Source organism: Bacteroides sp. 11BF (genome assembly GCF_019633765.1).
Lineage (GTDB): Bacteria > Bacteroidota > Bacteroidia > Bacteroidales > Bacteroidaceae > Bacteroides > Bacteroides hominis.
On sequence record NZ_JAFKPJ010000002.1, the window covers coordinates 38,082 to 62,545 of the forward strand.

The 24,464-nt window shown below is 45.1% G+C and carries 25 protein-coding genes and 1 tRNA gene; 13 read left to right on the forward strand and 13 right to left on the reverse strand.

Features of this window, described 5'->3' with window-relative positions; translation table 11 throughout:
- The first annotated feature begins 110 nt into the window (after window positions 1–110).
- The 9 genes from JZY04_RS01890 (at window position 111) to JZY04_RS01930 (ending at window position 6,068) form a co-directional block, all read left to right on the forward strand.
- Entirely contained in the window at window positions 111–794 is a 684-nt protein-coding gene (locus JZY04_RS01890) for an energy transducer TonB (protein WP_005821644.1), read from the forward strand.
- A gap of 80 nt (window positions 795–874) precedes the next feature.
- The gene (locus tag JZY04_RS01895; protein ID WP_044302052.1) at window positions 875–1,849 is read left to right on the forward strand and encodes a polyprenyl synthetase family protein; all 975 of its coding nucleotides are present in this window, start codon (window positions 875–877) and stop codon (window positions 1,847–1,849) included.
- A gap of 7 nt (window positions 1,850–1,856) precedes the next feature.
- On the forward strand, window positions 1,857–2,567 hold the full coding sequence (locus tag JZY04_RS01900; protein WP_122142488.1) for a hypothetical protein: 711 nt from the start codon (window positions 1,857–1,859) through the stop codon (window positions 2,565–2,567).
- A gap of 3 nt (window positions 2,568–2,570) precedes the next feature.
- Complete coding sequence (locus tag JZY04_RS01905) at window positions 2,571–3,347, forward strand: TatD family hydrolase (protein ID WP_122142489.1); 777 nt, start codon at window positions 2,571–2,573, stop codon at window positions 3,345–3,347.
- Between the two features lie 161 nt (window positions 3,348–3,508).
- Window positions 3,509–3,596, forward strand: a tRNA-Ser gene (locus JZY04_RS01910).
- A 79-nt stretch (window positions 3,597–3,675) separates the two neighbouring features.
- The gene (locus JZY04_RS01915; protein WP_005808294.1) at window positions 3,676–4,500 is read left to right on the forward strand and encodes a MotA/TolQ/ExbB proton channel family protein; all 825 of its coding nucleotides are present in this window, start codon (window positions 3,676–3,678) and stop codon (window positions 4,498–4,500) included.
- Window positions 4,501–4,506: 6 nt separating this feature from the next.
- Complete coding sequence (locus JZY04_RS01920; RefSeq protein ID WP_122142490.1) at window positions 4,507–4,977, forward strand: hypothetical protein; 471 nt, start codon at window positions 4,507–4,509, stop codon at window positions 4,975–4,977.
- Window positions 4,978–5,013: 36 nt separating this feature from the next.
- Window positions 5,014–5,604, forward strand: coding sequence for a biopolymer transporter ExbD (locus JZY04_RS01925; RefSeq protein WP_005781261.1), 591 nt, complete (start codon window positions 5,014–5,016; stop codon window positions 5,602–5,604).
- On the forward strand, window positions 5,604–6,068 hold the full coding sequence (locus tag JZY04_RS01930) for a biopolymer transporter ExbD (RefSeq protein ID WP_005781259.1): 465 nt from the start codon (window positions 5,604–5,606) through the stop codon (window positions 6,066–6,068). The genes JZY04_RS01925 and JZY04_RS01930 overlap by 1 nt, the downstream gene beginning before the upstream one ends.
- A 286-nt stretch (window positions 6,069–6,354) precedes the next feature.
- Here JZY04_RS01930 and JZY04_RS01935 read toward each other — a convergent pair whose 3' ends face one another.
- Window positions 6,355–7,635 carry an IgA Peptidase M64 gene (locus JZY04_RS01935; RefSeq protein ID WP_122142491.1) on the reverse strand — a complete coding sequence of 427 codons (1,281 nt, stop codon included), beginning with the start codon at window positions 7,633–7,635 and terminating at the stop codon, window positions 6,355–6,357.
- Window positions 7,636–7,785: 150 nt separating this feature from the next.
- Here JZY04_RS01935 and JZY04_RS01940 point away from each other — a divergent pair, with 150 nt between their 5' ends.
- A complete protein-coding gene (locus JZY04_RS01940) occupies window positions 7,786–8,262 on the forward strand; it encodes an Lrp/AsnC family transcriptional regulator (RefSeq protein ID WP_005781250.1) in 477 nt (158 codons plus the stop codon).
- Between the two features lie 2 nt (window positions 8,263–8,264).
- On the opposite strand, the gene JZY04_RS01945 is transcribed toward JZY04_RS01940, so the two are convergent.
- The 6 genes from JZY04_RS01945 to JZY04_RS01970 all read right to left on the reverse strand — a co-directional run bounded on the left by JZY04_RS01945 (window position 8,265) and on the right by JZY04_RS01970 (window position 12,871).
- Complete coding sequence (locus JZY04_RS01945) at window positions 8,265–8,759, reverse strand: dihydrofolate reductase (RefSeq protein ID WP_032542738.1); 495 nt, start codon at window positions 8,757–8,759, stop codon at window positions 8,265–8,267.
- A gap of 17 nt (window positions 8,760–8,776) precedes the next feature.
- Complete coding sequence (locus JZY04_RS01950) at window positions 8,777–9,571, reverse strand: thymidylate synthase (RefSeq protein WP_032542737.1); 795 nt, start codon at window positions 9,569–9,571, stop codon at window positions 8,777–8,779.
- Window positions 9,572–9,637: 66 nt separating this feature from the next.
- Window positions 9,638–10,912, reverse strand: coding sequence for a cardiolipin synthase (gene cls, locus JZY04_RS01955; protein WP_032531962.1), 1,275 nt, complete (start codon window positions 10,910–10,912; stop codon window positions 9,638–9,640).
- Window positions 10,913–11,386: 474 nt separating this feature from the next.
- Window positions 11,387–11,716: a DUF5056 domain-containing protein gene (locus JZY04_RS01960; RefSeq protein WP_122142492.1), complete on the reverse strand. Its 330-nt coding sequence runs from the start codon at window positions 11,714–11,716 to the stop codon at window positions 11,387–11,389.
- On the reverse strand, window positions 11,700–12,248 hold the full coding sequence (locus JZY04_RS01965; protein ID WP_005808274.1) for an RNA polymerase sigma factor: 549 nt from the start codon (window positions 12,246–12,248) through the stop codon (window positions 11,700–11,702). Before JZY04_RS01965 ends, JZY04_RS01960 begins: the two co-directional genes overlap by 17 nt.
- Complete coding sequence (locus tag JZY04_RS01970; protein ID WP_005821627.1) at window positions 12,245–12,871, reverse strand: DUF6249 domain-containing protein; 627 nt, start codon at window positions 12,869–12,871, stop codon at window positions 12,245–12,247. Before JZY04_RS01970 ends, JZY04_RS01965 begins: the two co-directional genes overlap by 4 nt.
- 118 nt (window positions 12,872–12,989) lie before the next feature.
- Between JZY04_RS01970 and JZY04_RS01975 the strand changes: the two genes are divergently transcribed.
- From JZY04_RS01975 to JZY04_RS01985, 3 genes are read left to right on the forward strand one after another with little or no spacing between them, the layout of a single operon-like run.
- Window positions 12,990–13,562 (forward strand): ORF6N domain-containing protein, encoded by a 573-nt coding sequence (locus JZY04_RS01975; RefSeq protein ID WP_080720228.1) that lies wholly within the window; start codon window positions 12,990–12,992, stop codon window positions 13,560–13,562.
- Window positions 13,559–14,977, forward strand: a complete 1,419-nt coding sequence (locus JZY04_RS01980) for an rRNA cytosine-C5-methyltransferase (protein ID WP_122142493.1) — start codon at window positions 13,559–13,561, stop codon at window positions 14,975–14,977. Before JZY04_RS01975 ends, JZY04_RS01980 begins: the two co-directional genes overlap by 4 nt.
- 35 nt (window positions 14,978–15,012) lie before the next feature.
- On the forward strand, window positions 15,013–15,759 hold the full coding sequence (locus JZY04_RS01985) for a hypothetical protein (RefSeq protein ID WP_044302044.1): 747 nt from the start codon (window positions 15,013–15,015) through the stop codon (window positions 15,757–15,759).
- A 145-nt stretch (window positions 15,760–15,904) separates the two neighbouring features.
- On the opposite strand, the gene JZY04_RS01990 is transcribed toward JZY04_RS01985, so the two are convergent.
- The 6 genes from JZY04_RS01990 to JZY04_RS02015 all read right to left on the reverse strand — a co-directional run bounded on the left by JZY04_RS01990 (window position 15,905) and on the right by JZY04_RS02015 (window position 24,377).
- Window positions 15,905–17,083 carry a TolC family protein gene (locus tag JZY04_RS01990; RefSeq protein ID WP_122142494.1) on the reverse strand — a complete coding sequence of 393 codons (1,179 nt, stop codon included), beginning with the start codon at window positions 17,081–17,083 and terminating at the stop codon, window positions 15,905–15,907.
- A 159-nt stretch (window positions 17,084–17,242) separates the two neighbouring features.
- A complete protein-coding gene (locus JZY04_RS01995) occupies window positions 17,243–20,329 on the reverse strand; it encodes an efflux RND transporter permease subunit (protein WP_122142495.1) in 3,087 nt (1,028 codons plus the stop codon).
- Window positions 20,330–20,413: 84 nt separating this feature from the next.
- Entirely contained in the window at window positions 20,414–21,652 is a 1,239-nt protein-coding gene (locus tag JZY04_RS02000; protein ID WP_005808262.1) for an efflux RND transporter periplasmic adaptor subunit, read from the reverse strand.
- A 170-nt stretch (window positions 21,653–21,822) separates the two neighbouring features.
- The gene (locus JZY04_RS02005; RefSeq protein ID WP_032531957.1) at window positions 21,823–22,227 is read right to left on the reverse strand and encodes a DUF6769 family protein; all 405 of its coding nucleotides are present in this window, start codon (window positions 22,225–22,227) and stop codon (window positions 21,823–21,825) included.
- Between the two features lie 124 nt (window positions 22,228–22,351).
- Complete coding sequence (locus JZY04_RS02010; RefSeq protein ID WP_005781230.1) at window positions 22,352–22,627, reverse strand: hypothetical protein; 276 nt, start codon at window positions 22,625–22,627, stop codon at window positions 22,352–22,354.
- Window positions 22,628–22,742: 115 nt separating this feature from the next.
- Window positions 22,743–24,377 carry an ABC-F family ATP-binding cassette domain-containing protein gene (locus JZY04_RS02015; RefSeq protein ID WP_044302039.1) on the reverse strand — a complete coding sequence of 545 codons (1,635 nt, stop codon included), beginning with the start codon at window positions 24,375–24,377 and terminating at the stop codon, window positions 22,743–22,745.
- Window positions 24,378–24,464 lie beyond the last annotated feature (87 nt).

Below are 24,464 nucleotides of genomic sequence, written 5' to 3' on the forward strand. Positions count from 1 at the left end.
ATTTTTTCGCCAAATATACTGCATTTTTAAAATATCTGCGTTATATTTGTGGCACAAAAGCAATAACAGCTTAAAAACCAGAAGAACACCAATTTTTATATAATAATTTTATGGAAGTAAAAAAATCGCCCAAAGCAGACCTCGAAGGTAAGAAGACCCAGTGGCTGCTGATCGGTTACGTTGTGGTGCTCGCCTTTATATTCGTTGCGTTCGAATGGACGGAGCGTGATATAAAGATCGATACAAGCCAGGCGGTAGCCCAAATTGAGTTTGAAGAGGAAATGATTCCTATTACACAACAGGAAGAAAAACCGGCCCCACCTCCCGTTGAGGTTCCGAAACAGGCTGAAATCCTGAAGATCGTTGATGACCAGGCTGATGTGGAAGAAACAGCTATTGCTTCAACAGAGGATACCGGACAGAAAGTGGAAGTAAAATACGTGCCGGTTGAGGTGAAAGAGGAAGAACCGTCGGAACAGGAAATTTTTGAAGTAGTAGAAGAAGCTGCTGAGTTTCCGGGTGGTATGCCTGCTTGTTTGCAGTTCCTGTATAAGAATATCAACTATCCGACCATTGCTCAGGAAAACGGAACCCAGGGACAGGTTGTTCTTCAGTTCGTTGTTGAACGTGATGGTAGTATTACTGACATTAAGGTTGTAAAGAGCGTTGACCCATATCTTGATAAAGAAGCTCTTCGTGTGGTTAAAACCATGCCTAAATGGAAGCCGGGTAAGCAGAGAGGTAAACCTGTTCGTTGTAGATTTACATTACCTGTACGATTCAGACTGCAATAATCATTGTATAGTATAAGAAGAGAGGCTGCCGTCCAAGCAGCCTCTTTTCATTCAATCCTCTTTTTTTATAACTTATTACTATGTATACAGCATTTCAGCTTCTTGATAAAATAAATTCTCACATTTCAGATATCCGGTTTACACGCACACCGGTTGGTTTGTATGATCCTGTTAAATATGTACTTTCCATGGGGGGAAAACGCATTCGCCCTGTTCTAATGTTAATGGCATACAATCTCTATAAGGAGGATGTTACTTCTGTTTATGATCCTGCTACGGCAATTGAAGTTTATCATAATTATACTCTTTTGCATGACGACTTGATGGATCGGGCCGATATGCGCCGTGGAAAAACAACGGTTCATAAAGTCTGGAATGACAATACTGCAATTTTGTCGGGAGATGCCATGATGGTGCTGGCTTATCAGTATATGGCAAGCTGTTCTTCAGAGTATCTGAAAGAGGTAATGGACTTGTTTAGCCTGACAGCACTTGAGATTTGCGAAGGTCAGCAGATGGATATGGGGTTTGAGTCCCGCGATGATGTGAAAGAAGAGGAATATCTGGAAATGATCCGTTTGAAAACTGCCGTTCTATTGGCGGCCAGTTTGAAAATCGGAGCTATTTTGGGAGGAGCTTCCCGTGAAGATGCTGAAAATCTATATGATTTCGGCATGCAGATTGGGGTTGCTTTCCAATTGCAGGATGATTTGCTGGATGTATATGGCGATTCAGCCGTGTTTGGTAAAAATATCGGTGGTGATATTTTATGCAATAAGAAAACATATATGTTGATTAAAGCATTGGAACGGGCCGACCGGAATCAGTTGGATGAACTGAACCGTTGGTTGAATGCGACTTCATTCTGTGCCGAAGAAAAAATCAGTGCTGTAACCGAGTTGTACAATCAGATAGGTATCAAAGCTGTCTGTGAAAACAAGATGCGTGAGTACTATACTCGTGCGATGACCAGTCTGGGGGCCGTATCTGTCATAGAAGATAGGAAAAGTGAGCTGAAAAAGCTGATGAAGCATTTAATGTACCGCGAGATGTAATATAACGATGCCTTATAGACGTTTGCCAAATACTGATCAAGCCAGGATACGGGCGCTGAGAGCAGCGGTCGTAAAGGGGGACGTATGTAATGTCTATGATTTGGCCGTTTCGTTAAAGACATTGGGGGAAGCACGTATGTTTCTGGCTAAATTTGAGGCTGCGCATTCTTATTATGTACACTGTTATGGAGAACAGAGCAGAAACAGTAAGAAGCATCAGGCCAATGTAAAAGCGGCCCGTCTTTATATTTCTCACTTTATACAAGTTTTGAACCTGGCAGTGATTCGAGCCGAAATAAAGGAATCCCATAAAGATATGTACAGCTTGCCTATGGATAATTTCGGTGTGCCCGATTTGAACAGTGAGGCTTCTATAGCCGAGTGGGGACAGAAAATCATAGAAGGAGAACGGCAACGTACTTCCCGGGGAGGCATACCTATCTATAACCCGACGATTGCCAAAGTGAAAGTACATTATGATATATTCATGGAAGGTTATGAAAAGCAGAAAAACCTTCAACTCCTCACAAATCGTAGCTTAGAACAACTTTCGTCTATGCGTGCGCAGGCTGACCGGTTGATTCTCGATATCTGGAATCAGGTGGAGGCCAAGTACCAGGAGGTACTGCCTAATGAAAAACGGTTGGAGAAATGTCGTGATTACGGTCTGATTTATTATTACCGGACCGGTGAAAAACAAACTAAAGAGATTCTTTAAAATATGCTTGTCGATTCACATTCCCATCTTTTTCTGGAAGAATTTGCCGAAGATTTGCCTTTGGTAATGGAGCGTGCCCGTGCTGCCGGTGTTACGCATATTTTTATGCCCAATATAGACAGTACGACAATCGAACCCATGTTGTCGGTTTGTGATACCTATCGTGACTTTTGTTTCCCGATGATCGGATTGCATCCTACTTCCGTGAACGATTCGTATGAAAAAGAACTTGAAATAGTGGCTAATCACCTGGCAACTTCGGAACGATTTGTGGCCGTAGGAGAGATCGGGATCGATCTTTACTGGGACAAAACCTGGTTGAAAGAACAGTTGATTGTTTTTGAGAAACAGGTTCAGTGGGCTCTTCAGTATCAGTTGCCGATTGTCATTCATTGCCGTGAAGCTTTTGATTATATATATAAGGTATTGCAGGCTTATAAAAGCAGTGGCTTGACCGGCATTTTTCATAGTTTCACCGGGACGTCCGAAGAAGCTGCCCGGATGATGGAGTTCTCCGGGTTTAAGATTGGCATAAATGGTGTGGTTACTTTCAAAAAGTCAACTCTGCCGGAAGCGCTTAAACATATTCCGTTGGAACGCATTGTGCTGGAAACGGATTCTCCTTACCTCACGCCGGTCCCTAACCGTGGGAAGAGGAATGAGAGTGCGAATGTGAAAGATACATTAATAAAAGTTGCCGAAATATACAAGGAAGATTCCGAAAAAGTTGCGGAATTGACTGCTATCAGCGCATTGAAAGTGTTTGGAATACTCAAATAAGCTCTGTTAGATTTTAAATTTTATTAATTTAGTGGATTTATTAAAGATAAAAGAAGGATAATGCTGCAGAAGAAGAAAAAAAAGAATACATTTGTAGCTGAAAACGCTTGTGGTTCGCATTTTTTTTGTAATTTGCACCCGATTTGAGGAAAGCACCAATTGGAGAGATGCTCGAGTGGTTGAAGAGGCACGCCTGGAAAGCGTGTATACGCCAAAAGTGTATCGCGGGTTCGAATCCCGCTCTCTCCGCAGGAAATATTAAACAAAAGACGATAAGTAAATACAATAATAATAATTTAATTAATTAATCTTAAAAATTAGACACACAATGAAAAAGTTATTTGCAATTGTTGCTGTGATGGGAGTCTTAACATTTGGCTCAACTCAACTCGTTCAGGCTCAGGATGCTGCTGCTACCGAACAAGCTGCTCCTGCAGCAGACAAACCGGTTGCTGACGCTGTAGCTGAGGCTGCTGAAGCTTCTGCTCCTCTTGCTGGTGCTGAAGAAGAAGGTGGTATCCACAAAGAAATTAAAGTAAAATTCATCGAAGGTACTGCATCTTTCATGAGTTTGGTTGCTATCGCATTGGTTATTGGTTTGGCTTTCTGTATTGAACGTATCATTTACTTGAGCTTGGCTGAAATCAACACAAAGAAATTTATGTCTTCTATCGAAGCTGCTTTGGAAAAAGGTGATGTTGAAGCTGCTAAAGATATCGCTCGTAACACGAGAGGTCCTGTTGCTTCTATCTATTATCAAGGTTTGATGAGAATCGACCAAGGCATCGACGTGGTTGAGAAATCTGTAGTATCTTATGGTGGCGTTCAGGCTGGTTACCTTGAAAAAGGATGCTCTTGGATCACACTGTTCATCGCGATGGCTCCGTCATTGGGATTCTTGGGTACTGTAGTAGGTATGGTTATGGCATTCGATAAAATCCAACAGCAGGGTGATATCTCTCCGACAGTTGTTGCTGGTGGTATGAAGGTTGCCTTGATTACTACTATCTTCGGTTTGGTTGTAGCTTTGATCCTTCAGGTATTCTATAACTACATCCTTGCTAAAATTGAAGCTCTTACAAGCGAAATGGAAGACTCTTCTATCTCTTTGCTTGACATGGTAATCAAATATAACTTGAAATACAAAAAATAATCTGAGATGAGTAAGTTAACATATAAAGTATCGTATTACGTACTATACGCGATGTTTGCTCTTATCGTGATCGTATTGGGTCTTTTCTATTTTGGTGGACAAATGGAAACTCCGCTTGTATACGACATGGATAATCCTGCAAACACAGATGCCTTGCTGTACCTGATGTACGGTCTGTTTGGCATTGCTATAGTTGCAACTGTTGTTGCTGCTATCTTCCAGTTCGGTTCTGCTTTGAAAGACAATCCTAAGGGTGCTATCAGATCATTGCTCGGACTTATTCTTCTTGTTCTTGTATTGGTTGTAGCATGGTCTATGGGTAGTGGTGAAACACTGACAATTCAGGGATATGAAGGAACTGACAATGTTCCTTTCTGGTTGAAACTGACTGATATGTTCCTTTACAGTATTTATTTCTTGTTGTTGGTAACAGTTGTTGCTATCATCGGAAGTAGTATTAAAAAGAAATTATCATAACTAATTGAGGAAACTCAATAAAATACAGTAACTACAATGGCAAAAGGAAATAGAAAAGTTCCTGAAATTAATTCAAGTTCAACAGCGGATATTGCATTCTTATTGCTTATCTTCTTCTTGATTACGACATCTATGGATACTGACCGTGGTTTGGCAAGACAATTGCCTCCACCTCCCGATAAGGATCAGGTTGACAATGACATCGTTGTTAAGGATCGTAACGTTCTGCAGATTTTTCTGAACTTTCAGAATCAGTTGATGTGCGGTGGCGAAGTTGTTGATGTGAAGCAATTGAGGGAAAAAGCCAAAGAATTCATTGCCAATCCATATAACGATGAAAAATTACCGGAAAAACATGCGAAAGATGTGCCTTTCTTTGGTAATACCATGGTTACGGAGAATCATGTAATTTCTTTGCAGAGTGACCGCGGATCTTCTTATCAGGCCTATTTTGATGTTCAAAATGAGCTGGTTGCTGCTTACAACGAGTTAAGAGATGAATTGGCTCAGGAAAAGTGGCAGAAGAATTATGCTGAGTTGAATGAAGATCAGCAGAAAGCTATTCGTGAAATTTTTCCTCAGAAGATCTCTGAGGCTGAACCTAAAGGAGTTAAAAAGAATAATTAATGGGAAAATTTAATAAAACAGGTAAGCGCGGGATGCCTACGCTGAATACTTCTTCTCTACCTGACTTGATCTTTACATTGTTGTTCTTCTTTATGATTGTAACAACAATGCGTGAAGTTTCTTTGAAGGTTGAGTTTAAGATTCCGCAGGGTACTGAGTTGGAAAAGCTTGAAAAGAAATCTTTGGTTACGTTTATCTATGTAGGTAAACCGACAGCAGAGTTTCGTAAAAAACTGGGGTCTGAAAGCCGTATCCAGTTGAATGACGCATATGCTGAAGTTGACGAAATTCAGGCTTACGTAACTAACGAGCGCTCAAGTATGAAAGAGGAAGACCAACCCTTTATGACTGTGTCTTTGAAAATTGACCAGGATACAAAAATGGGTATCGTTACCGATATTAAACAGGCTCTTCGTCAAGCTTATGCACTGAAAATTAACTATTCTGCGAGAGCTCGCGAATAAGTTATTCTATACATAGAAAAGGCCGTCTGATTTGTTTTAGACGGCCTTTTTTTATGAGATACCCCGGGCTTATCGCTTTCAGCCCTTATAGGACTAATATCCCTCGGGACTTGTATGGGTTGCCTGTATGTATTTAGTGGCGATATCGTAACTCCTGTATGGTCGATTACACAGACTCACATGCAGATATAAAGATTGAAATAGTCGATAATCCCGATAAGACCTGTGAAGTCTGTGTAATTCGTACAGTGGTTAATGTATTCCTTTTCGTTTGTTTGAGATGATCTTATTTACCTGTATAGAATTCTATGATTCGTTTGATGGATCTCTGGCAAACCGGACAGAATGTGGGATATTCATTTGTGCGCATGCGGCAATCGAATGCCGGACGATAGATACCTTTAGCTGAGTAACCTCCTCCTTCGTATACACCTGTGGGGTATTTGGCCTTATCTGCTACCGGAGTCGGAACCGGGGTGTCTTTAGTGAGCATATCTTCCCATTTGGAAGCGAAGTTGACACGTGTGGTTATGTTTTGTTCCCATGGTTCGATATTGAGTGGATAGAGGCCGTTCATCACATCTTCGTCATAGAAGTATTCATCGGCCAGACCACCGAAACTATGTCCGAACTCGTGTACCACTACCGGGCGGAAATTGGGGTGATGTGCGGTGGTTAATGTGAAAGCATTGTAGATGCCGCCTCCGCCATATTGCTCTGTATTGGCGAGGATTATGATATGTTCATAGGGAATGCCTGCCAATGCGTCGTTAATTGCTTTTACACGGCTGGTAGTCAGATAGCGGTCAGAGTAGAAAGTATCGAAGTGCGAACCGAAGGCAGTATGTTTCCATGCTCCCTGTTTCGGAGCACTGACTCCACTGTCTGCGGAAGGACTGGCTACGGCTATGATATTGAAACGGTTCTTCATAGACTGGAACGGTTCGTGCGAAAATAGTGCTTCGCATGCCACGGCTGCATCTTTATAGAAAGTTTCCATTTCGGCTGTGGTATATCCTTCGGCCAGGATTGCCACATCGATACATTGTTCTTCGTTTCCGCTTTTCAGCAAATATTTGTGTGGGGTGATGTGTGTGAGTCCTTTTTTATGTATCAGGATATCATCGGGCTTGACGATATGTTTCAGGTTTGCGCTTACTTCGTGTTTGTTGTTGCGCAGCGTGATTTCTACTTCCGCCGGTTTTACAGGGTAGGGCAGGAGATAAGTATTTTCAAATCCTTTGGTTACTTCTTTAGCTTCGTCTGTCTCCAGCCATTCCTGGAATAGTGAGGAAAACGAAGTGGTATAGATAACTTTTCCACTTTCCACATCACGCATGACAATTTGCCCGTTTCCTTCCAGTGGTAATTCTGCAAGATGATGCCGTCTGCCCGCCCATGTGGGCAGTTCCGAAAGTTCGTCGAGACAAATTGATTGCTTTTCCGTATTTCCGGTGAAAAGATAATCGACGCGCAGTGTTTTGTTCGTAAAGTAGTCCGAAAAGTTTTGTGCGTATGCACATCCTGTCACGAAAAGACAGGTGAATAAGGTCAATATTAGCTTCATATCGTGTGAATTTATTGTTTTTACAAAGGTACGAACTATTGCCGATTTATTCTATTTTTACAAATAAAAGTAATAAACCATAGTATTTATTGCCGGGGAAATAACTAACTTTGCATTAGTGATTGATATATTAAAACAAATTGATTTAAAATGGGACATCATCAATTAGATACTTTAGACGAGCAGATTCTGAAGTTGATTGCCGACAATGCCCGCATTCCGTTTCTGGAAGTGGCAAGAGCGTGCAACGTTTCGGGTGCGGCTATTCATCAACGCATACAGAAGTTGACTAATCTGGGTATATTGAAAGGTTCGGAGTATGTTATCGACCCGGAGAAGATTGGATATGAGACATGTGCTTATATTGGGATTTATCTGAAAGATCCTGAGTCGTTCGATTCTGTGACCAAAGCTTTGGAAGCGATTCCGGAAGTAGTGGAATGCCATTTCACCACCGGGAAATACGATATGTTTATCAAGATATACGCAAGGAACAACCATCACCTTCTGAGTGTGATCCATGATAAACTTCAACCGTTGGGATTGGCTCGTACGGAGACGCTTATTTCATTCCATGAAGCTATCAAGCGGCAAATGCCGATCATGGTAGAAACGGACGAGGATTAAGTTTATCCCCGAACGTAATCTACGAAAGCATATGAGCAGAGATGTTTCTCATCCGCAGGATGGACTTCTCTGCTTTTTTCGTGCCATATGGCTGTATCTACAGCCGGGAAAAAGGCATCTGCTTCCGGAGCTGTGTCATCAACTTCGGTCAGGCACAGTTCGTCGGCCAAAGGCATGGCTTGGCGGTAGACACTTGCTCCTCCGATGATGTATACTTTTTCTTCTTCCTGACAGCTTTTCAAAGCGGCTTCCAGCGAAGTGAACACCTCTGCTCCGGGACATTCGGTTGCCGGATTGGAAGAGAGTACCACATTCCGTCGATTGGGTAACGCTCCTTTAGGAAGCGATTCGAAAGTTTTTCGTCCCATTATGATTGTGTTTCCTGTGGTCAGTGCCTTGAAACGTTTCAGGTCGTTGGGCAGCCAGAATAAAAGCTTGTTTTGAAATCCTATGGCCATTCGGTGGTCTACAGCGGCAATAATGCTAATTTTACTCATAGTCCGGTGGAGTTATGTTATACCGCAACTTTCCCTGCAATGTGCGGGTGCGGATCGTAGTTTACTAATTCAAAATCCTCAAACTGGAAGTCGAAGATACTTTTCACATCCGGATTTATTTTCATCTGCGGCAATGTACGGGGCTCCCGGCTAAGTTGCAGTTTCACCTGTTCCAAATGATTCAGGTAGATATGCGCATCACCCAGCGTGTGGATGAACTCTCCCGCTTTCAAACCGGTGACTTGCGCCATCATCTGTAGCAGCAGTGCATAGGAGGCTATGTTGAACGGTACACCCAAGAAGATATCGGCGCTGCGCTGGTAGAGTTGCAGGCTCAATCGTCCATTCGCTACGTAAAACTGAAAGAACGCGTGGCAGGGAGGGAGGTTCATGTGATCCAGATCACCGACGTTCCAGGCACTGACGATGATGCGGCGTGAATCCGGATTGTGCTTGATGGCATCCACCGCTTCACTGATCTGGTCGATGAATCCGCCGTCATAGTTGGGCCACGAACGCCACTGATAACCATAAATATGTCCCAGGTCGCCCTTCTCATCCGCCCATTCGTTCCAGATGCGTACACCGTGGTCCTGCAGATATTTCACATTTGTGTCTCCTTTCAGGAACCACAACAGTTCGTAAATGATCGATTTCAGATGAAGTTTCTTGGTAGTGAGGCAAGGGAAGCCTTCGTCCAGGTCGAAACGCATCTGGTGTCCGAAGACACTGATGGTTCCCGTTCCGGTGCGGTCACCTTTTTCTGTTCCTTCTGCCAACACCCGGTTGAGCAGATCTAAATATTGTTTCATATGGATGGTTATACTTTTTGAGTTACTAAAAATTCCTGCCAAAGTTACAAAAACAGCCCGAATAACTTACAGGAACGGTGTGAATAAGTTCGCAAACCAACATTTAAACTTTTTCCAGGCCGATTTTTGTCTCCACATTTCTGGAGTCAGGCGGGTGCAATGCAGGGTGTCGGCTTCAAAAACGTCATTCAACTGCTGAGTGATGTTCTTGTCGAAAATGAAGGCATTCGTTTCATAATCGTATCGCAGGCTCCGGCTGTTCAGGTTAGCTGTACCTACGGTGCAGAACAGATCGTCCACCATCATGATCTTTGAGTGGTGGAATCCACCGTTGTACAGATAGATATTTGCCCCCTTTTTCATCAGTTTCTGCACGGCATAAAGCGAGGCATCCGGTGTGAAAGGGATATCCGATTTGGAAGAAATCATGATCTCTACTTTTGTTCCCCGGTTCAGTGCCCTTTTGAGGGCCTTGCGGATGGATGAAGTCGGAACGAAGTATGGATTCACGATGCGTACATCGTGTTGCGCGGCATAGATAGACATGGCATACGTGTGGCTCAGCATTCGGGAGTTCCGTTTGGGAGTGCGGTCTACGATTGCGATGATTGTGTTGCAACTGTCTGCACGTTCCGGATGATTCGGGAAATATTCTTCGCCCACGATGTTTTGTTTGGTAGTCTTGTTCCAGATGTCGAGGAAGATTTCTTGCAGAATATTCACCGCGTCGCCTTCGATCCGGATGTGCATATCGCGCCAGGTACCTATCTTGGGCAGCCCGTTGATGTAGTAATCCGCAATATTCATTCCGCCCGTATATCCTATTTTTCCGTCGATGACCGCAATCTTCCGATGGTCACGATGGGCTGCATGATTGATATACGGGAACTTGAACGGATCGAATTTTACGATTTCGATTCCTTTCTCCCGGATTGCTTTCAGATGCTTCTTTTTGAGCGGCTTGTTGTTCGACCAGTTACCGAATGCATCGAACAATGCCCGTACCTTGACACCCTCTTTCACTTTTTCGCCGAGCAGGTCGAACAGTGCATTGGCTATGGAGTCGTTACGGAAATTGAAATATTCCAGATGAATGTGATGCTTCGCTCCGCGGATGGCTTCGAACAAGTCTTCAAATTTCTCCCGCCCGCTTTTGATAAGTTTCACCTTATTGTTGTCAGTGATAGGGATGTTAGAGTACTCGAGGAACTGCATGACAAGGGAGTCGCTTCGAATAAATTGTGTAGTGTCCTCCCGCTGCATCAGCAGGCTGTCAATATTCTGTGTTCGGGCAGTGCCTATAGAGAGAATGGTCGCTATTATTAAAACGTATAATTTCAAAACCTCAGTCTTTATTTAGTTTACAAGGAAACAAAGATACAATATCTCTGTTCTTGGCTTCTTTTTGTCAAGAGCAGATTTAGTATATATTAACAGTGGGTCGCTTTTTCGGGAAAGAATAGGAGTAATGCTTGATAACATCAGGAGATAATTGATTTACTCCTGATGTTATCGGGTGGAAGAGCCGGGCTTCGGGGGCGAAAGCTTACTGCTTTTGGCAGGAATACACCGTCTTCCGGACCGAAAGACACCGTCTGTTTCCTCCGGACGCACCGTCTTCCGGAAGATCTGCCGGTGATACCATAAAAAAAGGGAAGAGTTGCAACTCTTCCCTTTTACCTCATATTAAATTGAATATATTGTATGTATCTTGTTTACAAAGATAACGCATCCTGATCCTGAAAGCAAGTTTTTTACCTGTTTTTTAGGGCTGTTGCGCACAAATCTCTGTACGGCTTCCGGATTATCTCCGCATCAAGCCATAGACCATGCCTTGCGTGCTCCGAAGAAAGCGAGTACCAGAATGGCGATATAGAGAGATTTCGGATCGAATCCCGCCGTAAGCCCGTGTTGTACCATGGATACAAAAACTTCGCGCAGCGTACTGATAGTGGCTTGCAGACCTCCGAAGGCGAAGAACAGGATGACGCACAATACTGTGCAGACCGTTCCCCATATCTGGATCAACCGGTGGTTTCGTCCCGGTAGATTACGCATGACGCGGCGGCTGAACCCATTATCTTTTACTTCTTGTTTTTGCTCGCTGAAGAATTGCTTCAGGAGTTTATCATCTGTTTCCGTCATAACCGTTTTGTTTTAAGTAAATTGCCAATTTGTCTTTAGCCCTCGACAGGTGCGATTTGACCGTTCCTACCGGGCATCCCGTTATTCCCGCAATCTTTTCTATACTGACATCTTCCATATAGAACAAAGTGATGCAGGTGCGTTCTATTTCTTTCAGCGTTCTGAGTGATTGGTAAACATCCATTTGTTCGCCCACGTTCACTTGTTCGGTGCTGTTGACAGCATCCACTTCACGGGCATCCAGATCCGTTGTTTCCTTTCGGCTGCGAATATAATCATAAAATACGTTATAAGCAATTCTGTAAAGCCATGTTGAGAAACTTGAAAGGTTTTTAAAGTTTGCGATGTTTGTGTAGGCTTTTATAAACGTATCTTGTGCCAGGTCGTCGCTCAGTTCGCTGTCGCCGCAGGTCAGGTTCAGGAAGAAGCGCCGGACGGGCGACTGATACTTCTGTACCAATTGGTCGAAGGCCCTGGTGTTTCTGAACACCACGACCTGTGCGACTAACGATATATCATTGAGCTGGCTCATTTCTGTTCATTCTGGGTTTCGTCTCTGTGTGTAGGAGTTGTGAAAGGGTCTTCCGGGCGTCCGTGCTGCTGGTTGCGTGAGATGATCCACTGCCCGATTCCGGTGAACAACACCAGCAATCCGATACATCCTATGCTGAATTCGTCTGTGATGGCCCAAAGGAAGATGAACAGTCCGATTCCGGTACAGATGTTCTTGATGCCTTTCGTCCGGTAGTCCTGTGGCAGGCTGTCTTTGAAGATTCCTTCCGGCAGGGGTTGCCCGGTTGCCAGTGCCTGTTCCATCAGCTTGTACTTTGCTTTCCGGTTTTTGTATCGGAAGTAGAAAGCAACGAATACGATAAAGAAAGGGAATCCGAATATCAGTATGACGACTATTAAACCTGTCAGTATACCTCCGTTAATAGCTCCTTTGCCCATATTGAACGGAAATTCGTTTCCGAAATCGAAGCTGCTGCTCTGGTAGTCGGTGTCTACGGTACTGCTGTCCACAATGTCCGTGTATTCAGCAACGAAGGTAGAGTCTGAAGAGTCATTGTTGTTTTGGGTGATGGTTTGGTTCTGTGCCATTGCCAGCGAACAGAAGGTCATAGCTACCATCAAAGCGATAAAGATACGTTTCATATTACTGTTGTTTTTTAATTGTTTTTGTTTATTTGTCTGTTAGACGTAGTTCATAGCGCAGAAAGTTGCAAAGAGACGAAATATTTTTGATATTTGCAGCTATTAATACACAAAAGTGATGGAGCTACAAATCATACAGAGCAAGATTTACGAGATACGGGGGCAGAAAGTGATGCTGGATTTTGATCTGGCAGGGTTGTATCAGGTAGAAACTCGTGTTCTGAATCAGGCAGTAAAGAGGAATAGTAAAAGGTTTCCTGTCGATTTTATGTTCCAATTGAATGCGGAAGAATGGGAAATCTTGAAGTCACAAATTGTGATATCAAGTTGGGGAGGTACCCGCAAGCTTCCTTTTGCTTTTACCGAACAGGGGCTGGCCATGCTTTCCGGGGTGTTGAACAGTGATATTGCCATCGAAGTGAATATCTCCATCATGCGCGCTTTTGTGGCTGTCCGCCAATTGGTTTCGGCTCTTCCGGTGAATGATATCACCAGGTTGCAAAATGAAATCAAAGAATTAAAAGAATATGTAGAAGAGGCATTTGCCGATTACAATGACATCAATGAAGATACGAGGATGCAATTAGAATTGATTAATCAGGCAATTGCCGAGTTGCAGGTCAATGACAAACGACCGGACGGGAAATCCCGTAATCCGATCGGTTTTATATCTTATAATAAAGGAGAATGAAATTACCTATATCATTTATCGAATCGACCCGTGCGCTGATGGGGGATGAAGAGTATCAGAAATTATCCGTTGCATTGGAGCAAGAGCCGCCTGTTAGTGTCCGGCTGAACAGCAAGTTTACTGATTCGCTGTCCTGTTCTTCCATTTCAGGGCGCATTCCCTGGGCGGCAGGAGGATATTATCTCAATCAGCGGCTGACGTTCACCTTCGATCCCCTTTTTCATGCCGGATGCTATTACGTGCAGGAGGCCTCGTCGATGTTTGTGGAACAGGTGTTGCGCCGGTATGTCACGGCTCCGGTGAAAATGCTCGATCTCTGCGCCGCTCCCGGGGGGAAGTCTACTCATGCCCGCAGCCTGTTGCCGGACGGGAGCCTGTTAGTGGCCAACGAGGTCATCCGTAACCGCTCGCAGATATTAGCAGAGAATCTGACGAAATGGGGACATCCCGATGTTGTGGTTACCAATAATGACCCTTCTGATTTTTCGCGGATCGGTTCCTTCTTCGATGTCATATTGGCTGATGTGCCCTGTTCGGGTGAAGGGATGTTTCGTAAAGATCCCGGTGCCATAGAAGAGTGGAGCCCTGAAAACGTGGAAATCTGCTGGCAACGCCAACGCAGGATTATCACCGACATCTGGCCTTGTCTGAAACCGGGAGGAATCTTGATTTACAGTACCTGTACCTATAATACTCGGGAAGACGAAGAGAACATTGCCTGGATCAGGCAGGAATTCGGAGCAGAACCGCTGCCGCTTGCCGTTCCCGAAGAGTGGAACATTACCGGTGGTTTGCTCGTCGGGGCCGATGCGCCTGTCTACCGCTTCCTGCCTCATAAAACACAGGGAGAAGGTTTTTTCCTCGCCGTGCTTCGCAAGCCGGAAGAAGCAGAAGAAACGGATGGAGGCTTCCATTTTCCGAAGAAAAAGAAGCCGAAAGGTGAAACGGCTGCTTCATCGGTATCCAAAGAGAATCTGGCCGTTGCCAGAGGCTGGTTGCCAACTTCCGACAAGTATGATTTGTTGGTGAACGGTGCTGTGATTACTGCTTTTCCTGCACTTTTTCTGGATGATTTAGCTATGCTTCGTTCGTCTCTCCGCATTGTCCAGGCAGGCACGGAAGTAGCCGAAGTCAAAGGGAAAGATCTGATTCCGGCACATGGGCTTGCCATGAGCCGTCTGCTGGAAACATCGCTTTTCCCGACCGAAGAGCTGACTTACGAACAAGCCATTGCCTATCTGCGGAAAGAAGCCATCACTCTCTCGCCCACTGTTCCCAGAGGATACGTGCTGGTCACTTATAAAAAGACACCTTTAGGATTTGTGAAGAACATCGGCAATCGTGCCAATAATCTTTATCCGCAAGAGTGGCGTATCCGAAGCGGATATTTGCCCGAGGACATACGGACATTATGATAGTTCACTCAATATTCACACAAACAAGCTTATTAATGAAAACAAACTTTTATCATCTTTTGGTCTGGCTGGTTGCTTTTAGTATAGGTGTCCCAGCTATGGCTCAGACTGGTACGGAAAGGGTAAAACCTTTCAGTCATTTATCTGTTTCGCTGAATGCGGGAACACTGGGAGGAGGATTGCAGGTGGCCGCTCCGTTGAACGATTATCTGGGACTTCGTGCCGGATTCTCTTTGTTGAAGTTCAATTATAATTATGATTATGACGGAACCTATGAAGGTCCGTTGCCGGCAAATGCCCGTGTCGGTAATGAGGATCCGGATAGATATTATACGGTTCCTTTGAAGGCCAAAGCAAATATGGCAAACGGAATGGTGTTGCTCGATTATTTCCCGTTCAGAAGATCAGTCTTCCATGTGACTGCCGGACTGCTTTTCGGAACATCGTCCATCCTGAAAGTGTCGGGTGAGACAGACGAACGGATTGAGGTGGGAGATATTATCATCGAGCCGGGAGCGGACGGACGTGTGGAAGCTGCTCTGAAAACCAATGCCGTGAAGCCTTACGTCGGACTCGGATTCGGGCGTTCGGTGGCTCACTCACGCGTAGGTTTCAAGTTCGAATTGGGAGCTATGTTCCATGGCAATCCGAAGATTGAAGCAACTACCGGAAAGATCGTGGAAGATGCGGTTGACCAGGAACTGAGCCGTTTCAATAAATTCCTGAAAAACTTTAAGGCTTATCCCGTACTGAACTTCCAGTTATCTTATCGGATATTCTGACGGACTTTCAGTTGGGGTGTCAAAAGTCTTTTTTACCACGGACTACACAGATTCTCATAGATAATTCATTTTGATAATCAACAGCCTGCAATTCAATCTATGTTAATCTGCGTAATCTGTGGTGAAAAGGGGGGCAACTCAACTCTTATAGTTTATTCTTATATATCTTTGCCATGGCCTTCTGATACTGGTTCTCCAGTTGCAGATAGTTCTGTTTGCTCTGATATACTACCGATACTTCTACAAAATATTCTATCATACTGATTTGTCCGCCTGTCAGTGCTTGTTTCAGCAAAGATAAATCCTGTTGTGCCTGAAAGGTTTTCTCGTATTCTTCCATTGAAGTACGTAGTGTGTGGGCTTCGCGGTAAAGTTGTGTCAGTTCCGATTCCACCTGTACCGAAGTATTGGCCCGTTGCAAGTCGATGTTCAGTGACTGTGCTTTGGCTATCTTCACTTTGTTGCGGTTCTCGAACAGGGGGAATGAGAAACCTACGACAACTCCGTTGAAAGGCTCGCCCGATTCGGTATTCCGACGGTATCCCAGTTCCAGCTTCGGAAGCCATTGCGATTTGTTGACTGAGATTTGTTTGCGGGCGGCGGCACTTTCACTGTTGAGAGCCTGCAGTGTGTAGTCCGATGCCAGAACTTCCGTTTTCAGTTCTTCGTAATTGGTAGGAAAGATAACAGCCGGATAGTCGGAGTCTTCAAACACGACCGGTATGTTTCCGTTCAGTGCCGTCAGCTCCTGTATTTTATTCCGAAGGGCCGTTTCGTTTAACGATGCTTCTGTTTTCACGTTCAGCAGTTCCAGATTGATCTTATTGGTTTCGATCACGTTGGCATCTCCTGTTTGCAAACGTTTGGCATACATGGCAGATAGCTCCTCGGCGTTTCGCAAACGTTCTGCCAGTATCTGTTGTTGCTTGCGCAACATGATGATATCCAGACAAACATCTTTAGCCTGTAACAGAATATTTTGGCGGAATACATTTTTTTGCCCGTCAAAAGCACCGGACTTCAGTCGGTTCAGTTGATTGCGGGTGGCATACAGGCTCGGAAAGTCGAAACTTTGGGAGACTACAAGCTCACCGATCGTATTATTCTTATCTTTGTTGTTCCACAAATGGGCATACGAAAGGGTAGGGTCAGGCAGATTATTGTCCGTTCGGGCTTCCAGCTTCTGTGAGGCAATCAATTGTGCGTTGGCTTGCAACTCTTTATTATTGGTTTCGATGTTGCGCAGTACCCCGTCTATACCGGTTTGTGCCTGCAATCCGGATAGCGCAAAGAGGGTGGCGGCAAGTATGGTTATTCGTTTCATATGATTATTGGGGTTTATGGCTTCACATCTCTGAGGGTATATCGAAATTCGTATTCACCACAGAGTATCACAGAGTTCCACAGATGACTATCAAGTTATCAATAGATTAAGGTAACTCTGTGGTGCATGATGACACACTCTCAGGAGTGAGGCCTTTTATTATTTTCTTTTTCCGTTCATCATCAGATAAACAATCGGGATAATAAATCCGTTCAGGAAAGTCGACGTCAACAGACCGCCCAGGATTACCTTTGCCATCGGACTTTGAATTTCGTTACCGGGCAGACTTCCGCTTAATGCCAGCGGTATCAGTGCCAGAGCGGACGAGAGGGCTGTCATTACAATCGGGTTCAGACGGTCGAGTGATCCACGGATAACGCTGTCGTATACTCCCAATCCTTCTACCTGTTGCAGGTGGTTGTAATGGCTGATAAGCAACATACCGTTACGTGTGGCGATACCAAACAGCGAAATGAAACCGATGATGGCCGGGATGCTGATTTCTCCCGTTGTGATCAGTAAGGCAAACACACCTCCGATCAGTGCCAGAGGCAGGTTTATCAGGATGACCGCCGACTCCTTCACGCTGCGGAACTCATGATACAGCAGCAAGAAGATCACTACAATGGACATGAATGAGGTCAGTGCCAGAGTGCGGCTGGCTGCCTGCTCGCTTTCAAATTGTCCGCCGTATTCGATGTGATAACCTTCGGGGAGCTTGATTTGTTCGTCCACCTGCTTTTGAATATCATTTACCACACTTCGCAAGTCACGATCGGCTACATTGGCAGAGATGACGATTTTGCGTTTTACGTTTTCGCGGTTGATGGTATTCGGCCCCATAGCCGAAACTACGTCGGCAATGTAACTCAATGGCACTTTCTTTCCATCCTGTGTGTCTACCATCAGGTTGCGTATCTTTTCGGCTTCGTCACGGAAATTGTTTTCCACTTTCACAATCAGGTCGAAGCTCTTACCCTGTTCGTATACTTGCGAAATCACTTCACCGGCCAATGCCACATTAATATATTCAGAGAATTCCGGCAGAGTAATGCCATATTTAGCCAGCATTTCCCGTTTGGGGGTGATCTTCAATTGCGGACGTTCGATCTGTTGTTCTACGTTCAGGTCGGCGATGCCCGGAATGTTGCCGATAGCCCCTTTTATCTGGTTGCCCAGAGAGAACATCTTGTTCAGGTCGTCACCGAACAGTTTGATGGCGATATTGGCTTTGGTACCACTGAGCATAGCGTCGATACGATGGCTGATGGGCTGTCCTATTTCGATATTTGCTCCGGTGATGGTACCTAATTTCTCTCGTACATCCGCCATCAGTTCGGTACGCGAGCGGTCTTTCAGTTCGAATGGCGCTTCTATTTCCGATACGTTTACACCTAAGGCATGTTCGTCCAGTTCGGCACGTCCGGTCTTGCGGGCCACTGTCTGTATCTCGGGGATGGATAGCAGAAGTTCCTCGGCACGGTGTCCCATCTTATCGCTCTCTTCGAGTGAGATACCCGGCAACGAACTAATGTTGATAGTGAATGACCCCTCGTTGAACGGCGGAAGGAACGAGCGTCCCAAAGTGAAGAAGAATCCCAGAGCGATGATGAATAGCCCGATGGTACTTCCCAAAGTTACGCGTTTGTGGGATAATACCCAAGTCAGTGCTTTTTCATACCCTCCTTTCATCCAGCGCGCTACGAGGGCCTCTTTCGGGAGTTTGTCCCCTTTGTCTTTACCCAGCAGATAAGAGCAAAGTACCGGGGTCAGTGTCAATGCCACTATCGTCGATGCAAATAATGCTACGATGAAGGCAATGCCCAGCGGAACCAGCATGCGTCCTTCCATACCGGAAAGGAAGAAGAGAGGCACAAAGCTGACGACAATAATCAGCGTAGAGTTCAGGATAGGCATACGAACCTCTTTGGAAGCGTTGAATACCACCTGGATAACCGAAAGGCGTTCACTCTCGGGCAGGAGGCGGTTCTCACGCAACCGTTTGTATACGTTTTCTACATCGACAATGGCGTCGTCCACCAGCGAACCGATGGCGATGGCCATACCTCCCAGACTCATGGTATTGATGGTCAGTCCCATGAAGTGTAAGGTAAGGATGGAGACAAGCAGTGAGAGAGGCAGTGTCACCAGTGAAATGACCGTAGTCCGAACATTGGCAAGGAACAGGAACAAGACGATGACTACAAAGATGCCGCCCTCAAAGAGTGACTTCTTTACATTGCTGATGGAGCTCTCGATGAAACGGCTCTGGCGGAAAATGTCGGTAGATACTTTTACATCCGGTGGCAGATTCTTTTGCAGGTCTTTCAGTGAAGCTTCCAGTTTATCGGTCAGTTCCAACGTACTGGTGGAAGGTTGTTTGGTGACGGTCATCAGTACTGCGGGTTTTCCTCTTTCCGAGGCGGTACCCAGTTTGGGAGCTTTCGGGCCAATCCGGACGTCGGCTATGTCTTCCAGCACTACGGGTACGCTATTGATGCTTTTTACCACTGCTTTGCCCAACTGATCTACTTTGGCGGTAGAAAGTACGCCGCGTACAATGTACTCGTTGCCATACTCGTAAAGTACTCCTCCGTTTGCATTCAGGTTCATTCCCCGGGTGACGGTCATCACCTCGTTCATCGATACACCGTAATGACGCATACGTTCCGGATCGAGTTGAATCTGATATTCTTTCAATTCACCTCCCAATACGGCTACCTGTGCTACACCTCCGGTAGAGAGCAGGCGCGGACGGATGGTCCAGTCGGCAATGGTGCGCAGGTCGAGCATGGAAGTCGAGTCGGCTGTTAATCCGATAATCAGGACTTCACCCAGAATGGACGACTGTGGTCCCAGTGTCGGTTTACCTACATTCGAAGGAAGTTCTTCGCCTACGATGGCCAGCTTTTCGCTTACAATCTGGCGGGCGAGGTATATGTCGGTTCCCCAGTCGAATTCTACCCATACGACAGAGAATCCGTTGGTCGAAGACGAACGTACACGGCGCACACCGGTGGCACCGTTTACGGCTGTTTCTACGGGAAAAGTCACGAGTTGTTCCACCTCTTCGGCTGCCATACCGTTGGCTTCGGTCATAATGACCACCGTCGGGGCATTGAGATCGGGGAACACGTCTACTTCGGTATGCATGGCGGTATAAGTTCCGCCAATCAGCAACAGTACCGAGGCTACAAGCACCAGGATACGGTTCTGAAGTGAGAAATGTATGATTTTATTTAACACAATATTCTTTGTTTATAGTTTGTAACCTATGATTTCCGGACTTATTTCAATCGTTCGATTGTAAATCTTCCAATCGTAAATCTTTTAATGTTCGTGACTGTGTGCAGGTATTGCGTTGCTTGCTGAAGCCAGTTTTACCTGATAAGCACCTTGGGTCACTACCCGGTCACCGGCTTTAACACCCGAAAGTATCTGTACGCTCTTGCCGTTATCGGCTCCGAGGGTGACTTCCTGCTTCTTATATCCTTCTTCATCCAGTTGCAGATAGACGAAGAATAGGCCCTGTTCTTCGGTTAGTGCGGTGCGTGGAAGCGATATCACGTTTTCCATGGGTGACGACAGCAGGTATACTTCAACGAACGAACCCGGAATGATGTCACCCTTATTGTCGAATTCGAAAGTGACCGGCACGTAAAATGAATTGTCGCCGGCCGATTTGCCGAATGACAAAAGGCGGCCGTTCAATCCTTTCAGTTCGTATACTTTATCATCATACGGTGTCTTGAAATTGGCCGAACCGATGGTGCGCAGAGACGGATAGTATTTCTCCGAAACTTCGGCTCGCAGGAAGAGACGGCGGTTTTGTGTAACGCTGACCAATGGCTGGCCGATGGTCACGTAATCTCCTTCTTTCACCAGGATATTCTTTACGAATCCGGCAATAGGGGAAACCACAGCTTGTCCGCCTGCCGAATGATTCTTGGCAAGTGCTTCATAACTGATACGGGCATTTTCATAATTTTGTTCTGCTTGTGCAAACTCTTTGTCGGATACGATTTTGTTTTTTACAAGTGCTTGCATACGCTCGTACTCCTTCTTGGATATTTCGTAGGCGATGCGGGCACGTTGTACCGGGTCGCCATCGGCAATGTTGCTGGATGAAATGGTCACCAATGCAGTGCCTTTGCCCACACTCATGCCCTCGGTCACTTTACCGCGAAAACTAACGACACCGGCCACAGTAGCTACCGCTACGGATTCATCTCCCTGTGCAGCCAGCACTTGCCCGCTCGTTTTTATCACTTGTTCAAAAGCTTCCGGTGCGATGACGCTTGTTTTCACTCCGGCTGCTTCAGCTTTTACTTTCGGCAGGATGATCTCGTCACTGTGTCCGGCTGCCGGTTCGGTACCTTGGCTGTGTTCTTCACCCTCGTGATCATGCCCTTCATGATCTTCGCCTTCGTGATTGTGGTCTTCACCTTCATGGTCGTGGTCATGTGCTTCTGTTCCATGGTCGTGGCCTTCGTGATTGCCACCCGATTTACTGTTGCAGGAACCCAGGATAAACAATCCGAGGATTCCCATAAAGATAAGTTTCTTCATGATAATATAAATTCTTTACTTTTGATGATTCTGGGAAGTATATCTGTGTAGGTTTTAAACCAAATGCCTTTGGTTTAAAAACAAGGCATCGTTGGTTTTAAAGGAATATCCCATTGATTTTAAACCAACGGTCAGTAGATTCCTAACCTTACGAAATAGGGCTTATAAGCCTATACAACAGGGTATGGAGGGGCACGAAGACCGAAGGCACAGTTGATAACCGTGCTGTGAAGAGATTCCCGGTAGGCGTAATAATTCTTAATACGCCGCTCTTGGGGCTTGAATAAATTCTCTATGATAAGGTCCGTAAATAAGATGGCAGTAAACAGATAGTGAGGGCTGTGGTCTGCCTGTACGGATGGGGTTGGCGAATTGAGACGTGTCATACATCCGTCATTGCAGCACGAATCGTTGCCCGGATGATGATGGTGTCTGGGACACTGGGGTTCCGGTGTCACGTCGTTTTTCATACAAATCACGCCGTTGGCATGGTGGTGATGGGGAATGACAGGTACCACCAGCATAATAATGCTGATGAAGAGCAGAAAAGAGAGTATGTACCGTTTATTCCTCATTCTTATTTTTATATTGAGCCACAAAGATAGTCTATCATCGGGTAAAAAACAAACAGTGTTACTTAAAAAACAAAAAGACAAGCAGATAACTACTTGTCTTTTCAGAAGAGAACGTCAGAAACGTTTATTTTTTCTTTCCTCCTTTGTCTTTGGTGCATTGGGCGTCTTTACATCCGGTTTTAGTTTTGCAATTGGCTTTTTCTTTGCATCCGTCAGATGTTTTCTTATCAGCTTCTTTTTTGCAACATGCTTTTTCTTCCTTTTTACAGCATGCTTTACCGTCTTTCTTGTCACATTGCTCTTTTTTGACTTCTTTCTTTTTCACGTCCTGAGCTTGGGCAGTAGTACCGGCCATGCACATTGCTGCAACAAAAGCAGCACAGAAAACTAATTTCTTCATACAGTTTCTTTTTTAGTTGATTAAAATGGGGTTTGTACCTCTCTGTTTTAATTAAACGGGTAAAAGTTACCATATGTTAGTTATCAAATATTAAATAAGATAAGGTGCGGCAATTTTATTTCTCCAGTTCCCGCAGCGAATCCATTTTTTTCTTTTCAAGGAATTCATAAATGCCACACAGGTGTTCTGTTACTTTTTTGTTGCCAAACTCATATACCTTGGTCACCAGCCCGTCCAGGAAGTCGCGGTCGTGTGATACTACAATCAGTGTACCATCGAAATCTTTCAGCGCCTGTTTCAGGATGTCTTTGGTTTTCAGGTCGAGGTGGTTGGTCGGCTCGTCAAGAATCAGCAGGTTTACAGGTTCGAGCAACAGCTTGATCATGGCCAGGCGTGTACGCTCACCTCCCGATAGCACCTTTACTTTTTTCATCGACTCTTCCGGTCCGCCAAACATGAATGCTCCCAGCAGGTCACGTATTTTATTACGTATCTCTCCTTTGGCCACGTCATCGATAGTCTGGAATACAGTCAGGTTCTCGTCCAGTAACGATGCCTGATTCTGCGCAAAGTATCCTATCTGCACATTGTGTCCCAACGTCAGGGTACCGTCATGTTCTATTTCGTTCATGATACATTTTACCAACGTTGATTTACCTTCGCCGTTTTTGCCGACAAATGCTACCTTATCTCCGCGTTCGACTGTAAGTGTGGCATTTCGGAAAACAACATGGTCACCATAGGTTTTACCTACTCCCTCCATAATGACAGGATAGTTTCCCGAACGTGGGGAAGGTGGAAACTTCAGGCGCAATGCTGATGTGTCTTCTTCGTCCACTTCCAATATTTCCAGTTTCTCAAGCATTTTTACACGGCTTTGTACCTGAAGTGTTTTCGAGTAGGTACCTTTGAAGCGTTCGATGAAGTCTTTTGTCTCAGCGATAAACTTCTGTTGTTCTTCATAGGCTTTCTGTTGCTGTTCGCGGCGTTCTTTACGCAATTCCAGGTATTTGGAATAGTTTACTTTGTAGTCGTAAATACGTCCCATGGTCACCTCGATGGTGCGGGTAGTAATGTTATCGACGAATTTTCGGTCGTGACTGATGACAATTACCGCCTTTCCGTTATTGATCAGGAAATCCTCCAGCCATTGAATGGATTCGATATCCAAATGGTTGGTAGGCTCGTCCAGTAAAAGTACATCCGGCTTTTGCAATAAAAGTTTTGCCAGTTCGATGCGCATCCGCCATCCGCCACTGAAGTCACTTGTTTGCCGGTGGAAGTCTTCACGCATGAATCCTAAACCGAGCAGTGCTTTCTCTACATCCTCTTCGTAGTTGGTGGCATCGATGGCGTAGAACTTTTCGCTGAGGGTCGACACATTTTCTATTAGCTCCATATAGCTGTCGCTTTCATAATCTGTGCGTGTTTCCAACTCTTTGTTCATACGTTCTATTTCGGCTTCCATCTCGTGAAGGTGGGCAAAAGCTTGCGCTGTCTCTTCGAAAACCGTCCGTCCGTCTTCTGTCATCAGGTGCTGGGGCAGATAAGCAATGACGCACTCTTTAGGGGCAGATATTCTGCCACGGGTAGGCTGGCGTACTCCTGCCAGAATTTTGAGCAAGGTACTTTTGCCGGCACCGTTTTTTCCCATGAGCGCGATGCGGTCTTTTTCGTTAATGACAAATGAAATATCGCTAAATAAAGTGGTTCCGCCGAATTCCACGGCCAATCCGTCTACTGAAATCATATCGCTTCTTTAAATTTTAGCCGCAAAGATAATCAAAACTATGATTTTTTTTTATACCTTGCGGGCTGAATCGAATAAGATTGAATG